Here is a 14,742-nt window from a genome sequence, read left to right as displayed (position 1 = left end):
TCGCCGGATTTGCCGAAAGCGCAGGAGTCTGATCGAACGCATGCGGGACGACCGCGATGCGGACGGTCTCGGTTCAATCCACAAGCGGACGCCAAGATCCGCAACCTGGGAACTCCACACCATGCGCAATAACCAGCCTGTCACGCAACGCGAATTCGATTTTCCCGACGGCGCGACGCTGATGTCGACCACCGACGCGGACAGTTACATCAAGTACGCGAATGCCGCGTTCATTCAGGTCAGCGGATTTTCCCCCGAGGAGATCGAAGGTCAGCCGCACAACGTCGTGCGGCACCCGGACATGCCGAAGGAGGCATTCGCCGACATGTGGGCGACGCTGAAGAACGGCGAACCGTGGACCGCGCTCGTGAAGAACCGTCGCAAGAACGGCGATCATTACTGGGTCCGTTCGAATACGGTGCCGGTGATGCGCAACGGGCAGCCGACGGGTTACATGTCGGTGCGCACCAAGGCGTCGCGCGACGAGATCGCGGCGGCCGACGCGCTGTATCGCGCGTTCCGCGAAGGCAAGGCCGGCAATCGCCGTTTCCACAAGGGGCTGATCGTCCGTACCGGGCTGATGCGTGTCGCGTCGCTGTTCCAGACGATGTCGGTGCGCGCGCGCGTTCATTCGACCCTGTGCGTGCTGGCGCCGGCCGTCGTCGGCGCGGGGTGGGCGTGCGGGCTGACCGGCGGCGGGCTCGCGGCGTTTGCCGGTGCGGCGGTCGGTGTGGCGGTGGCGGCCGGCCTGTGGCTCGACGCGCAGATCGTGCGTCCGCTGATTCAGTTGCGCGACCAGGCGTTGCGCGTCGCGACCGGCGAGAGCCGCACCGGCGTGGCGATGAACCGCGTCGACGAGATCGGCATGACGTTGCGTACGATCAACCAGCTCGGGCTGATGTTCCGCTGGCTCGTCGACGACGTCAGCGAGCAGGTGCACAACGTGCAACGCGCGAGCAACGAGATCGCGCAAGGCAACAACGACCTGAGCGCGCGCACCGAACAGGCGTCGACCAGCGTGCAGCAGACGGCCGCGTCGATGGCCGAGATGACGGCCACCGTATCGAGCAACGCGGAGACGGCGCTGCAGGCGAACCAGCTGTCGGTTTCGGCGAGCGAGGCGGCCGAGCGCGGCGGACGGGCGGTGAGCGAAGTCGTCACGACGATGAGCGACATCACGGCGAGTTCGCACAAGATTTCCGACATCATCGGCGTGATCGACGGCATCGCGTTCCAGACCAACATCCTCGCGCTGAACGCGGCGGTCGAGGCGGCGCGTGCGGGCGATCAGGGGCGCGGCTTCGCGGTGGTCGCCGGCGAGGTGCGGGCCCTCGCGCAACGCAGCGCGAACGCGGCGAAGGAAATCAAGACACTGATCGGCGCGAGTGTCGAGCGGGTCGAATCGGGCGCACGGATCGTCGACGGCGCGGGCAAGACGATGGAGGACATCGTCACGCAGGTGAAGCGCGTGTCGGACCTGATCGCGGAGATCAGCTCGTCGACGGCCGAGCAGAGCACCGGGGTCGCGCAGGTCGACCAGGCGGTCGTGCATCTGGACAACATCACGCAGCAGAACGCGGCGCTGGTCGAGCAGAGCGCGGCCGCGTCGGAAAGCCTGAAGCAGCAGGCGACGCGGCTTGTGGATGCGGTGAACGTGTTTCGGTGATGAGCGGGGAAGGGGGCGGCAGGAGGAAGGCGGCCCGCATTATGCGGGCCGCCTTGGAGGGGCGTGCTACCTCATTTTGCCCTGGGTATGGGATTCAGATTCGGGCAACAGTGGTTAGGGCATCCGGGACCGAACGTGATCTCGACGCGTCGCCCATTGTCGTCGAATTCGCTCGCGGGAAACGGCAATTTGTAGATTCGCGAGATCATCGAATTTCGTTCGCCCCGAATCAAAAATTGATCTAACGCGCCCTTAACGTTCGCTGCACGTCTGTGCGCAAGCTGTTGCGCGTTTCGTTCCGTCGGTTCGGCTAATCCGACAACTGACACCACATCGACAATGCGGAAGCGATTGCGCATGTCGTTCGACCATACGGAAAGCTTTGTCAGTTCGGAGGTGGATATGTCGCTTGAATTGTTGTCGAATCGAACATCGAAATCCCAACCGGGCATGTTCGACGGACCATCGCACGCGAATGCCGTATGTGCGCAGCTCAACATGAGCGTGACGGCAGTGACGAATTTATTCAATGTCAACGACGTAGCCCGCGATGCTGTCGGCGTTGTTGATTGCCAAGTCAGGGTTTGAACGTCCCCAACCGGGGAGCAAGGGGGTAATCGTGTATTGATCATCGGTTGACGACATGGTGTCGTGAAAATGGGTGGCTTCGTGAATGATAGTTGACACGTGTGAATCAGCGTTCGCTGTCCACGGGCGCATCGTGCAGAATCGCCCACTGATGGCGATCGTATGTGTTGCCGTGTCCGGCGCGCATACGTGGGCGGCTTCGTTCGTCGTTCCTCGTGGGTGAGGCGTGCAACCCGTCGCAAGATCGCCAGCGCTGGCGCTTCGAACCACATTGTTTTCGTTGAATGCTCGAACCACGGCAAGCACTTTCGTTAGGCCGGTGAGTAGGTGCATACGCGTGCGCTCGTCGTTTCGACCGAACCACTTGAATACCCGACCCTTGTCGACCTCCGACCACTTTTGCAAGTCAGCAATGCGGATCGTCAATCGGTCAACCGCGCGCCCTTGCGCCACGGCAAAAACCTTGCGGAATTCCGAGTTGGTCATGTTTTCGCAGATCGGTCGCAAGTCAACATCCGCGAATGTCCGTGATCCCACGATGGTGTTTGTTGTCGTCTCGGCGACGATAGTTTGGTTTCCCATCGTTTCAGTCCTCGATTACAAGCTGCAACGTCCGCGCGCGTTCGGTTCGCACGCGCACGGTACAGCCGTGCCGATCACTCACGCCGGACGCAAGCACGTTCCCGGATCGATCCTTGATCGAATAGCGCACGTTGCTTAAAGGTTGCTTCGTCCTCACGTCGCGGATCACGAATTGATCGTCGTGAATGTCCGATGCAGGCGCGTACCGCGTGGGTGCGAATGCCGGATAACCGGTGAAGGGCCGCGCCGAGTCATGACCGCCATCCCCGCCAATGAAAAACGTGCAGTCGTTTCCCGCGACCAAAAGGTTTTGCCCGCAGGGACAAAGTACCGCGTCGCCTTCGACGGCTACGGCACGTCCGCTACCGACAACGGATACCGCGCTTCCTGCTATCGGAAACATGCCCTCGCAGTTTCCGCATGTCGCTTTGTCGCCGTCCAGGGCAATGTGCTTGTTGTTCACGAATATGCTTGCGGTGCCCGCGATGACGATTCCATCGGTAGTCGTCGCGTCGCCGTTCCTGATCGCTCGTCGGCTCATGGCTATGTCCTCAATCGAAGTTGGTAACGACCCAATCGGCTGACTCCGGGTCATAAATCGCGTACTGATCGATCGCGGCATCTTCAACGGCGATGGTCCGCGGCGTGCGCGCCAATGCTTCGGCTTCTGCATCGGCTATTTGCTCGGCGGTCCACTCGTGCATCGAGTCCAGCGTCGCACTCAACGTGGATAGCCCGGCACGCAGATGGGCTGTTTCGATCTGCTCGGCCACGTTATCGGCGAAGCGGATCGCGAAATGGCCACGTCGAGCGACAGGCACATCAAATGACGAAGCGAAGTAGACCATCAAGGGATGCCCTGCATCGGAAACGACCAGACGTCCATTGGTCGCCCCGTATGCATAGTTCACGGCGACCAGTAGCCGGCCATGCTGTTCCATGAAGCGACGGGTATCGACTTGTTGAAAATCGATCGGCCAATAGTGGTCATCGTCGCGCGCGAGCGCTCTCGAGCCTATGACCGCGTCAAGTGGAGAGAGATAGGTGCAAATGAACGGATCGCGCGTGCAGATCATTTGCATGTTGCCGCTATACGTCGGATCGATCGAGTCGGGTATATCGGGCGGCGGCGTGTGTAGCTGCTGCACCATCGCGTAAAGCCGGATCGACGAGTGAAGAAAGTAAGGGCAGGCCGCATATTCCTCTTCCATGGACTCGGATACCTTGTGTATGGACGAGCTATAGACAGTGGGCAGTAAGATTTTTTCTGTCTATAGAACGAGTACGAGTTGTATTTTGGAATCCGACAAAAGTTGATGATGTGAAACGATCATCGAGGCTGAGACGAAGGGGATCGAGCAGAACGCGGTTGGGCGGTTGTCCGCCCGTATGTCATGCCGACGACTGTTAATGTGTGTTACGGCACAACCGGCTGTAGCGGTACCTGCGTGCGCTGACTCTGCTTATACGGGGCCGTGGGGTGAAGTATTCATGCGCGTGCAAACCGGATCGAGGTGGAGCGCTCGATCTGGCGGCTGGCAACGAAGTGAGACTTGAACGAAATTCGCGCGCGATATGACGTATCGGCGGATGCGGCGATCGACATCGGGCGCGCAGAGCGGTGCGACATCGCGCACGGCAAGGTGACGCGGGCACGGCGGAGAGGAGGTACCGGCCCGCGTCGTGACCGCCCGGTTCCGGCCGGGCGGTCAGGGCCTGTCGCCGAAGCGCCAGGCCCCGAACCGTCAGACCGCGAGGCAGAGGTACTTGATCACGACGTAGTCGTCGATGCCGTAGTGCGAGCCTTCACGGCCGAGGCCCGACTGCTTGACGCCGCCGAACGGCGCGACTTCGTTCGAGATCAGGCCCGTGTTCACGCCGACCATCCCGTACTCGAGCGCTTCGGCGACTTTCCACACGCGGCCGATGTCGCGGCTGTAGAAGTACGCGGCGAGACCGAACTCGGTGTCGTTCGCGAGGCGGATCACCTCGTCGTCGCTGCCGAACTTGAACAGCGGCGCGAGCGGCCCGAACGTCTCTTCCTTCGCGACCTTCATCGCCGGCGTGACGCCCGTCAGCACAGTCGGCTCGAAGAAACCGTGGCCGAGCGCGTGGCGCTTGCCGCCCGTCACGACGGTCGCGCCCTTCGCGAGCGCGTCCTCGATGTGCGCCTCGACCTTCAGCACGGCCGCTTCGTTGATCAGCGGACCCTGCGTGACGCCCGGCTCCGTGCCGCGGCCGACCTTCAGCTGGCCGACCGCTGCCGCGAGCTTCTGCGCGAACTGCTCGTACACGGCTTCGTGCACGTAGAAGCGGTTCGTGCACACGCACGTCTGGCCGCTGTTGCGGTACTTCGATGCGATCGCGCCCTGCACGGCGGCATCGAGATCGGCGTCGTCGAACACGATGAACGGTGCGTTGCCGCCGAGTTCCAGCGACACCTTCTTGACCGTCGCCGCGCATTGCGACATCAGCAGGCGGCCGACCGGCGTCGAGCCGGTGAACGACAGCTTGCGCACGATCGGGTTCGACGTCAGCTCGCCGCCGATCGCCTTCGGGTCGCCGGTGACGACGCTGAACACGCCGGCCGGCACGCCCGCGCGTTCGGCCAGCACGGCCATCGCGAGGGCCGAGAACGGCGTCGCCTCGGCCGGTTTCACGACGATCGGGCAGCCTGCCGCGAGCGCCGGACCGACCTTGCGGGTGATCATCGCCGCCGGGAAGTTCCACGGCGTGATCGCCGCGCACACGCCGATCGCTTCCTTCGTCACGACGATGCGCTTGTCGCTCGCCGGCGTCGGGATCGTGTCGCCGTACACGCGCTTGCCTTCCTCCGCGAACCACTCGAGGAACGATGCGGCATAGCCGATCTCGCCCTTCGCCTCGGCGAGCGACTTGCCCTGCTCGGTGGTCAGGATCAGCGCGAGGTCGTCGGCGTTTTCCATCATCAGGTCGTGCCACTTGCGCAGGATCGCCGCGCGCTCCTTCGCGGTCTTCTTGCGCCATGCCGGCCATGCGGCGTTCGCGGCCTCGATTGCGTGGCGCGTCTCGGCCGTGCCCATCGCCGGCACGGTGCCGAGCAGGCCGCCGGTTGCCGGATTGCGGACCTCGAACGACTCGCCGTTCGCCGCGCCTTGCCATTCGCCGTTGACATACGCCTGCTGGCGGAACAGCGACGGATCTTTCAGTGCCAGGGTTTCCTGAACGGTGCTCATATGAATCGCCTGCCTTGAAAATGACGGATAAAAAGGCCGCCGCCGTCCTGACGACGGCGGCGGCGCATTCGGTTGACGTGGACCGGAACTCAGGCCGGCACGCCGACCGTTTCCTTCAGCACTTCCTCGAGGATCACGAGCGCTTCGTCGAACACGGCCTGCGGGATCGTCAGCGGGAACAGGAAGCGCACGACGTTCGAGTACACGCCGCACACGAGCAGCAGCAGCCCGTGCTCGAGCGCGCGCGTCTGCACGCGCTTCGTGAATTCCGCGTCCGGCTCGCCCGAACCCGGCTTCAGGAACTCGACCGCGATCATCGCGCCCGGGCCGCGCACGTCGGCGATCTGCGGGACGTCGGCCTGCAGCGAATTCAGCTTCGCCTTCAGCACGTCGCCGAGTTGCGTCGCACGTTCGCACAGCTTCTCTTCGTCGATGATCTCGAGCACCGCGTGCGCCGACGCGACGGCCAGCGGGTTGCCCGCATAGGTGCCGCCGAGGCCGCCGGGCGCCGCTGCGTCCATCACGTCCGCACGGCCGACGACGCCCGACAGCGGCATGCCGCCCGCGAGGCTCTTCGCCATCGTGATCAGGTCGGCCAGCACGTCGTAGTGCTGCATCGCGAACAGCTTGCCGGTACGCGCGAAGCCAGTCTGCACTTCGTCGGCGATCAGCAGGATGCCGTGCTCGTTACAGATCTTGCGCAGCGCGCGCACGAACTCGGCCGGCGCCGGGTTGAAGCCGCCTTCGCCCTGGACCGGTTCGAAAATGATCGCGGCGACGCGCTTCGGATCGATGTCGGCCTTGAACAGCATCTCGATCGCCTTGATCGAGTCGGCCGTCGTCACGCCGTGCAGCGCGTTCGGGTACGGGGCGTGGAACACGTCGCCCGGGAACGGGCCGAAGTTCAGCTTGTACGGGGCGACCTTGCCGGTCAGCGCCATGCCCATCATCGTGCGGCCGTGGAAGCCGCCCGAGAACGCGATCACGCCCGGCCGGCCGGTCGCGGCGCGCGCGATCTTGATCGCGTTTTCGACGGCTTCGGCGCCGGTCGTGAAGAACGCGGTCTTCTTCGGGAAGTCGCCCGGCGCGCGTTCGTTGATCTTTTCCGCCAGCTCGACGTACGACGCGTACGGGACGATCTGGTAAGCGGTGTGCGTGAAGCTGTTCAGTTGATCCGCGATCGCCTTGACGATCTTCGGGTGGCGGTGGCCCGTGTTCAGCACCGCGATGCCGGCGGCGAAATCGATGAAGCGGCGGCCTTCGACATCCCACAGCTCCGCGTTCTCGGCGCGGGCTGCGTAGAAATCGCACATCACGCCGACGCCGCGCGGGGTGGCGGCGTTCTTGCGGGCCTGCAGGTCGGCATTCTTCACGGTCATCTCCTTGATGTTCTGTCCGGTGGGATAAAAATCGGCCGCATTGGCAGCCCATGGAGGCGACTATAATCACATTTGGCTCTGGCAATCAGAGCCATTTCAATAAATATTCAGGAGCCAATCATGCGCGCAAGCGTGTTGTCGGACTGGCTGGCGCAGCGCCTCGTGCGCGGCGGCGAACAGCCGATCTACCGGCAGCTGCACCGGCTGCTGCAGCAGGCGATCCTGTCGCGCGAACTGCCGGCCGGCACGCGCGTGCCGTCGTCGCGGCTGCTGGCGGCCGAGCTCGGGATCGCCCGCAACACGGTCACGCAGGTTTACGAACAGCTTGCGCTCGAAGGTTATGTGAACTCGGCGACGGGGCGCGGCACGTTCGTCGCCGACAGCGCGCCGGACGAGATCGTCGGCGCGTCGCCCGACCCGGCCGCCGGCCCGGCGGTGGCGCCATCGTCCGCGCGGCGGCTGTCGGCGCGCGGCACGCGGCTCGTCGAGGGCGCGGGCGTGTCGAAGCGCCAGGGTGGCGCGTTCATGCCCGGCGTGCCCGATGTGTCGCGCTTTCCGGCGCGCGTGTGGACGCGGCTGCACAACAAGTACTGGCGGAGATTGCGCCCCGATTTGCTCACCTACGCGCCGGGCGGCGGGCTCGCGCTGCTGCGCGAGGCGCTGGCCGACTACCTGCGCACGTCGCGTTCGGTGCGTTGCACACCCGAGCAGATCGTGATCACGACCGGGATCCACCAGTCGATCGACCTCGCGGTGCGGCTCCTGACCGATCCGGGCGACGCGATCTGGACCGAGGATCCGTGCTACTGGGGCGTGCGCAGCGTGCTGAACGTGTCGGGGCTGACCACGCGGCCGATTCCGGTCGACGACGAAGGGATCGCGCCGTCGGCCGCCGATCTCGCCGAGCCGCCGAAGCTGATGCTCGTCACGCCGTCGCACCAGTATCCGCTCGGGATGGTGATGAGCCTCGCGCGGCGCCGGATGCTGCTCGAATACGCGCGCCAGCACGGCTGCTGGATCATCGAGGACGACTACGACAGCGAATTCCGCTACGGCAGCCGGCCGCTCGCGTCGCTGCAGGGGCTCGATACGGCCGGGCAGGTGATCTACGTCGGCAGCTTCGGCAAGACGCTGTTCCCGGGGCTGCGGGTCGGCTATCTGGTCGCGCCGGAGCCGCTCGCGGAAAGCTTCGCGACCGCGAGCGCCGAGCTGTATCGCGAAGGGCAGCTGCTGCAGCAGGCGGTGCTCGCCGAGTTCATCGCGGAAGGGCACTTCGTGTCGCATATCCGCAAGATGCGCACGCTGTACGGGCAGCGCCGCGAGGTGCTGCTCGATGCGGTCGCGCGCCGCTACGGCGACACGCTGCAGGCACTCGGCAGCGATGCGGGGCTGCATCTCGTCACGCGGCTGCCGGACGGGGTCGACGATCGCGCGGTCGCGCAGGCCGCGCTCGAACGCAACATCGTCGTGCGGCCGCTGTCCGGTTACTACGCGGAGCGCGAGCGCGCGGCGTCGGGGTTGCTGCTCGGCTATGCGTGCGTGCCGGAGGACGAGATCGCGACGGCGTTCGCGACGCTGGCCGAGGCGATCGACGAGCGGGCGTTCGACGGGATGATTGCGGCGGCTTGACGTGTGCGGCAGTTGAGGTGACGACCCACGCTCGAGACGGCAGAGCGCGATGCGAAAGTCACGTATGAGAGGGAGTCGATATGGATCAGCGTTTTCAAGCAGGTCCAGGGCAATTGTCTCCGCGGTGTGGAGACAATTGCCTCGCCTGGAAAAACCTCGGCTGCAAGCACACAACGGCCCGACTGCCGAGTGCACCGGACCTGCCGTGACTGCCGGTCCTTCCTGAGGGCGTACGCACGCGCGTCAAAGCCGGATCAACGCCGCGCCCGCGACCACCAGCGCGCATGCGGCGAGCCGCTGCGCGCCGGGCCGCTCGCGCATCACGAACCAGCCGATCGCGACCGCGAAGATCGAGCTTGTCTCGCGCAGCGCCGATACCGTCGCGACCGGCAGATGCCGGTACGCGAGAATCACGATTCCATAGGCGGCGAGCGAGATCGTGCCGGCGATCGCGCCTTGCCGCAGCGACGCGCGCGAACCGAACACCACGCGCGGGCCGCCGCGCATCGCGCACACCAGCACGAGCTGCGGCACGCTCCACAGCAGATAAACCCACGCGATATAGCCGAGTGCGCTGCCCGACACACGCGAGCCGATGCCGTCGCAGATCGAATACGCGGCGATGAACACGCCCGTGAGCAGTGCGTACGGCACGCCTTCGCCGGAGAACCGGAAGCCGCGCCGCAACGCGAGCGACATGATGCCGAACGACACGAGCGCAATGCCTGCGAAGCCGAACGGCGTCGGTCGCTCGTGCAGCATCGCGAGCGCCAGCACCGATACGAGCAGCGGCGAGATCCCGCGCGCGATCGGGTAGATCTGCCCGAACTCGCCGTTGCGGTATGCACGCGCCAGCGTGAAGCAGTACGCGACCTCGAGCACGGCCGACGCCGCGACATACGGCCACGCGGCGGGCGCTGGCGCGGGCAGCAGTACAACGCCCGCGATGCCGAACGCGAGATACGGCAGCGACATCGTGCCGAGCTGGACGAGACGGTCTTCGCTCACGTGGAGGAATGCATTCCAGATCGCGTGCAAGAGGGCGGAGCACAGCACGAGGCCGATGAACAGGTGATCCATGAATGAGCGAGCGGACGAGGGCGGGCGGCGTCAATTATGTGGGTGCCGGGCGCGCTCGCGCGGAATTGTCGATAATAGAACGTTGTTATTCACCGGATGCCGACGATGACCGAAGCCCCCCTCACCCCGCCCGCCGTTCCGCGCCTAACGAGCCTGTCGCATGGCGGCGGCTGCGGCTGCAAGATCGCGCCGGGCGTGCTGTCCGAGCTGCTGAAGCGGGCGACGCCGCCCGCGCTGTTCCCGGACCTGCTGGTCGGCACCGAGACCTCCGACGACGCGGCCGTCTATCGGCTGAACGACGAGCAGGCGATCGTCGCGACGACCGACTTCTTCATGCCGATCGTCGACGATCCGTTCGACTTCGGCCGCATCGCGGCCACCAACGCGCTGTCCGACGTCTACGCGATGGGCGGCAAGCCGATTCTCGCGCTCGCGCTGGTCGGGATGCCGATCAACGTGCTGCCGCACGAGACGATCGCGGCCGTGCTGCGCGGTGGCGAATCGGTGTGCGCGGATGCCGGCATTCCGGTCGCGGGCGGCCATTCGATCGATTCGGTCGAGCCGATCTACGGGCTCGCGGCGATCGGCGTCGTGCATCCGTCGCGCGTGAAGCGCAACGCGGCCGCGCGCGCGGGTGACGTGCTCGTGCTCGGCAAGCCGCTCGGCGTCGGCGTGCTGTCGGCCGCGCTGAAGAAGAACCAGCTCGACGACGCGGGCTACGCGCAGATGGTGGCGACGACCACCAAGCTGAACCGGCCGGGCGCCGAACTCGCCGCGCTGCCGGGCGTGCATGCGCTGACCGACGTCACGGGCTTCGGGCTGCTCGGCCATACGCTCGAACTGGCGCGCGGCGCGAAGCTGACCGCACGCGTGCATTACGCATCGCTGCCGTGGCTGGCGGGCGTCGAGGCGTTCGTCGCCGACGGCGTGTTCACCGGCGCATCGGGCCGCAACTGGGCCGCGTATGGCGCCGACGTGCGGCTCGCCGACGGGCTGCCGCCCGTCGCGCAGGCGCTGCTGACCGATCCGCAGACGTCCGGCGGCCTGCTGGTCGCGTGCGCGCCGGATGCCGTCGACGACGTGCTCGCGTGCTTCCGCGCCGACGGCTTCGACCGTGCGGCCGTGATCGGCGAGATGGTGGACGGGCCCGCGCGCGTCGACGTCGCCTGACGCGGTTTTTTTCACGCTGGATCGCTGTCGGTCGCTAGAATCGATGCCTTCCCTCGAAGGCATCGACGACCGATGAACGATTTCCTGTTCGGGCCGTGGATCGAGAAACACAAGGCTCGTCGTGGTTTGCATCCAGTCATTCGCATCGACGTCGACTCGTGCGTCGGTCGATCAGATAGTATTCCTGATGTTATTGCGCGGCGCGCATGTCGATCCCGTCCGCGTTTCATGCGAATCCTGGAGTCGCGCACACCGCCCGCCGTTTCGTAGTCGGGTTCCGCATCGCACACACGCGTTCTATACTCCCTCGCGCAGTCTCCGAGAGCCGTTCTCACCCAACATCACCGAAACAAGGAACGCCGATGCTGACTCGCTCCATCCTTTCCGCAGCTGCATTCTCGCTTGCCGCCTGTGCGACCGCGCCGTCGATTGCGCAGAACAACCAGGGCAACGATGGGGGCAACGCTGCATTCGCCGAGACCGGTGCACAGGGCCGCCCGGTCAAGGTCATGATCATCACGATGTTCGGTCCGGAAGGCCAGGCATGGCTCGACCGGCTCGGCCCGTGGCGCGACATCACCGTGCCCGGCCTGTCGCCCGACTATCCGGCCGTTCACTGCAACAAGCAGGACGTGTGCGTGGTGACGACCGGCATGGGCTACGCGAACGCGTCCGCGACGATCATGGCGCTCACGTTCTCGCAGCGTTTCGACCTGCGCCGCACGTACTTCCTCGTGTCGGGCATCGCGGGCGTCGACCCCGCGCAAGGCACGGTCGGTTCCGCCGCCTGGTCGAAATACCTGGTCGACTTCAGCCTGCAGTGGGAACTCGATGCGCGCGAGATTCCAGCAGGCTGGAATACCGGCTTTCTCGGCATCAATACGAAGAGCCCGAACGACAAGCCGCCGCCCGACTACCGCACCGAAGTATTCCAGCTCAACCCGCAGCTGACCGATGCCGCGTATGCGCTGTCGCGCAACGTCGTGCTCGCCGACAGCGCGCAGGCCCAGGCCGCGCGCGCGAAGTTCACGTATGCGCCGGCGAATCGGCCGCCGACGGTGATCCAGTGCGACACGTCATCGGGCAATACGTGGTTCTCGGGCACGCTGATCGGCGAGCGCGCGCGCCAGTGGACCAAGATCCTCACCGACGGCAAGGGCACCTACTGCATGACCGCGCAGGAAGACAACGCGACGTATGAAGCGCTCAAGCGCGCGGCGAGCGTGAAGCGGGTCGACCTGTCGCGCGTCGCGGTGCTGCGCACGGGTTCCGATTTCGACCGGCCGTATGCAGGGCAGACGAGCGCGGACAATCTGCTGAACTATGCGGACCAGGGTGGTTTCGCCCCGGCGACCGAAAACCTGTACCGCGCGGGCAATCCGCTCGTTCAGGACATCGTCACGCACTGGGGCGAATGGCGCGACGGCGTGCCGCGCCGGTGAGGGGGTAGCGCCGCGCTGGAGTCACTCGATCATTCACGCGTGGCCGGGCTCCGGGCGAGTCGATATCGCCTGGAGCGACCGGATTGGGGCCCGCGGGACCGGCTGCGGAGGATCACGGGCCGGGGCGCGCGAGTTTGAGTTCGATGCGCGTATATTCCGGCCCCAATAGCTGCATGGGCGCAGTCTCACCGTGCTCGTCCGTCATGCCGATGTATTGCGTGGCACTGGTGCTGATCCGGTAGCAGGTATGCGTTAGCAGCCGGTGGTCTTGATTTCGCAAAAGCAAGGTCTGGTTGCGCGTGCGTGCGGTCCAGCGCTCCGTTGTCACGAAACGTGCCGACGTGGGTTCCCGACTGTCGCCGCATGAAAAGCGGCTCGAGTCGGGCTCGGGCCCCGGCATTTCGGGTGTCGGTGCATGACTGGCGACACCGGGCGTACCTGCCGAGTTGCAACGACTCTGACAGCCCGCAGGCGGGCATTTCGGGACGAACTGGACCCAAAGCTGCTTCCTGTCATCGGGATCGAGCTTGCCGTTCCTGCGCGACACGATTCGCTCGTCGATGTAAATGTCGTCGGGCGACATTCCGAGTTGCACGAGAAACGATTTCATCTGCGCACCGCGTTGCCGCGCGAGTTGATTAGGGCGGCTTTCCCAATCGTAGGCCGTCGCGTCGATCGAGACCGCCGCCCCTTCGCGCGTCCATTCCCTGGCGGTCAGGTAGTGTCTGACGACGGAGAGTCTGTCGCTGTTGGCGATTTCGGTCGAATTCAGCGGCAGTTCCATGCTGTCGGTCAACAGGACCTTGCACGCATTGGCCTGTATCGGGAGTGACAGGAGGGCGCCGAATATGACAGAGAGGGCACGTCGCATGAGTTGCTCCGATTCAACGTGCCAGAATGAACCACGCGATGTTGTCTGCATTACCGATCGCCATGCCCGGGTAGCGTTTCGCGAACTGGGCGCTGGCCCGTCGACCGTATGCCGCTGGATGGTCGCCCGCGTCGAAAGTGTCTGCAAAATGCGCGCATTCGTGAACGATGGTCAATTGCTGCGAGGAGAGGTTCCCGGCTGATCGCTCGGGTAGCGAGCAGAACGGGAGATTGATGGCGATTGTATGAGTTGCGGTGTCGGAGCGACAGACATGCGCGACCTCGGCGTCGAGATGTTTCATGTTTGGAAGACATCCTGTTGCGCGGTCGGCATCGGAACCGATGCGGACGAAATTTTCTGGCCCGAGCGTGGCCATCACCCTGGCGAGGGCGTCGAGCCCTGAAGTAAGTCTGCGTCTTGTATCGCTATTTGCCGAGCCGAACCACTCGATCACTCGTGCTTCCGTGGCCGGGTTCCAGAGCATCAGTTCCCTGCGCCGTCGCAGTGTGATCTCGACTGCTTCGTCCCGCAATTCGAGCATCCGTTTCCTGAACGCCGCGTCCGTCATGTTCGGACAGATGGGTGGTCCATCGAGAGATACACCAGGCAGTGGCGATGTTGTCATAGGCACTCTCCATATGGATATCATTTGGAGTGCTGATGCTAAGTGCCTGAAGTAGGACCGAAGGTGTACCAGATTTCGGTCGATGCAACGAATGAGTATTGGGAAGTGTGAATGGAAGGTGGGAAAGACGGCGGGTTCTTGCGGCGAACAAGCAACCTTTCGCTGGCTCAACCGGCGTGATGATCTGGATTGAGCCCGCTGGACATGCAATATGCAGCCGATCGACCATCGACTACGACGGCAAGCGCGACCGGCAGACTAATCAGCTCGTGTCAATCGCTGTATCGGGCATGGATGCGACTTGGTCGCTGGATTGACCTTGGATAACGTCACCAATTGTGTCGCTACACTGGTGCAGTGACTACGGCACAAATATGCCGTAGTGGCCGACGCTTCGCCCCGGCGACCGAAAACCTGTACCGCGCGGGCAATCCGCTCGTTCAGGACATCGTCACGCACTGGGGCGAATGGCGCGACGGCGTGCCGCGCCGGTGA

General features: G+C 64.7%; 14 protein-coding genes. 5 read left to right on the top strand and 9 right to left on the bottom strand.

The window, feature by feature from the left end; all coding sequences use genetic code 11:
• Positions 1-121 precede the first annotated feature (121 nt).
• Positions 122-1,666, top strand: a complete 1,545-nt coding sequence (locus tag DIE17_RS16380) for a PAS domain-containing methyl-accepting chemotaxis protein (RefSeq protein ID WP_044845772.1) — start codon at positions 122-124, stop codon at positions 1,664-1,666.
• A 71-nt stretch (positions 1,667-1,737) separates the two neighbouring features.
• On the opposite strand, the gene DIE17_RS16375 is transcribed toward DIE17_RS16380, so the two are convergent.
• The 6 genes from DIE17_RS16375 to DIE17_RS16350 all read right to left on the bottom strand — a co-directional run bounded on the left by DIE17_RS16375 (position 1,738) and on the right by DIE17_RS16350 (position 7,424).
• Positions 1,738-2,196: a hypothetical protein gene (locus tag DIE17_RS16375; RefSeq protein WP_260439250.1), complete on the bottom strand. Its 459-nt coding sequence runs from the start codon at positions 2,194-2,196 to the stop codon at positions 1,738-1,740.
• A complete protein-coding gene (locus DIE17_RS16370) occupies positions 2,189-2,836 on the bottom strand; it encodes a M35 family metallo-endopeptidase (RefSeq protein ID WP_124921119.1) in 648 nt (215 codons plus the stop codon). Before DIE17_RS16370 ends, DIE17_RS16375 begins: the two co-directional genes overlap by 8 nt.
• A 4-nt stretch (positions 2,837-2,840) precedes the next feature.
• Positions 2,841-3,377, bottom strand: a complete 537-nt coding sequence (locus tag DIE17_RS16365; RefSeq protein WP_124921118.1) for a PAAR domain-containing protein — start codon at positions 3,375-3,377, stop codon at positions 2,841-2,843.
• A 10-nt stretch (positions 3,378-3,387) separates the two neighbouring features.
• Positions 3,388-4,047, bottom strand: coding sequence for a hypothetical protein (locus DIE17_RS16360; protein WP_260439249.1), 660 nt, complete (start codon positions 4,045-4,047; stop codon positions 3,388-3,390).
• A 534-nt stretch (positions 4,048-4,581) separates the two neighbouring features.
• The gene (gene gabD / locus DIE17_RS16355) at positions 4,582-6,051 is read right to left on the bottom strand and encodes an NADP-dependent succinate-semialdehyde dehydrogenase (protein ID WP_124486151.1); all 1,470 of its coding nucleotides are present in this window, start codon (positions 6,049-6,051) and stop codon (positions 4,582-4,584) included.
• 89 nt (positions 6,052-6,140) lie between these two features.
• The gene (locus DIE17_RS16350) at positions 6,141-7,424 is read right to left on the bottom strand and encodes a 4-aminobutyrate--2-oxoglutarate transaminase (RefSeq protein WP_124921116.1); all 1,284 of its coding nucleotides are present in this window, start codon (positions 7,422-7,424) and stop codon (positions 6,141-6,143) included.
• A 126-nt stretch (positions 7,425-7,550) separates the two neighbouring features.
• Between DIE17_RS16350 and DIE17_RS16345 the strand changes: the two genes are divergently transcribed.
• The gene (locus DIE17_RS16345; protein ID WP_124486153.1) at positions 7,551-9,059 is read left to right on the top strand and encodes a PLP-dependent aminotransferase family protein; all 1,509 of its coding nucleotides are present in this window, start codon (positions 7,551-7,553) and stop codon (positions 9,057-9,059) included.
• 243 nt (positions 9,060-9,302) lie between these two features.
• Here DIE17_RS16345 and DIE17_RS16340 read toward each other — a convergent pair whose 3' ends face one another.
• Positions 9,303-10,139, bottom strand: coding sequence for a DMT family transporter (locus DIE17_RS16340; RefSeq protein ID WP_124486154.1), 837 nt, complete (start codon positions 10,137-10,139; stop codon positions 9,303-9,305).
• Positions 10,140-10,244: 105 nt separating this feature from the next.
• Here DIE17_RS16340 and selD point away from each other — a divergent pair, with 105 nt between their 5' ends.
• Positions 10,245-11,309 (top strand): selenide, water dikinase SelD, encoded by a 1,065-nt coding sequence (selD, locus tag DIE17_RS16335; protein WP_124520046.1) that lies wholly within the window; start codon positions 10,245-10,247, stop codon positions 11,307-11,309.
• Positions 11,310-11,671: 362 nt separating this feature from the next.
• Complete coding sequence (locus tag DIE17_RS16330) at positions 11,672-12,751, top strand: purine nucleoside permease (RefSeq protein WP_124921115.1); 1,080 nt, start codon at positions 11,672-11,674, stop codon at positions 12,749-12,751.
• Positions 12,752-12,863: 112 nt separating this feature from the next.
• On the opposite strand, the gene DIE17_RS16325 is transcribed toward DIE17_RS16330, so the two are convergent.
• Complete coding sequence (locus DIE17_RS16325; protein ID WP_124921114.1) at positions 12,864-13,622, bottom strand: hypothetical protein; 759 nt, start codon at positions 13,620-13,622, stop codon at positions 12,864-12,866.
• Positions 13,623-13,635: 13 nt separating this feature from the next.
• A complete protein-coding gene (locus DIE17_RS16320; protein ID WP_260426217.1) occupies positions 13,636-14,247 on the bottom strand; it encodes a M35 family metallo-endopeptidase in 612 nt (203 codons plus the stop codon).
• A gap of 336 nt (positions 14,248-14,583) precedes the next feature.
• Between DIE17_RS16320 and DIE17_RS38420 the strand changes: the two genes are divergently transcribed.
• Positions 14,584-14,742, top strand: a complete 159-nt coding sequence (locus tag DIE17_RS38420) for a hypothetical protein (protein ID WP_185702671.1) — start codon at positions 14,584-14,586, stop codon at positions 14,740-14,742.

Origin of the sequence: Burkholderia sp. Bp9099 (assembly GCF_003857805.1) — a bacterium.
Classification (GTDB): Bacteria; Pseudomonadota; Gammaproteobacteria; order Burkholderiales; family Burkholderiaceae; genus Burkholderia.
The sequence above is the reverse complement of the archived record's forward strand: the minus strand, read 5'-3'. Positions and strand labels throughout refer to the sequence as shown.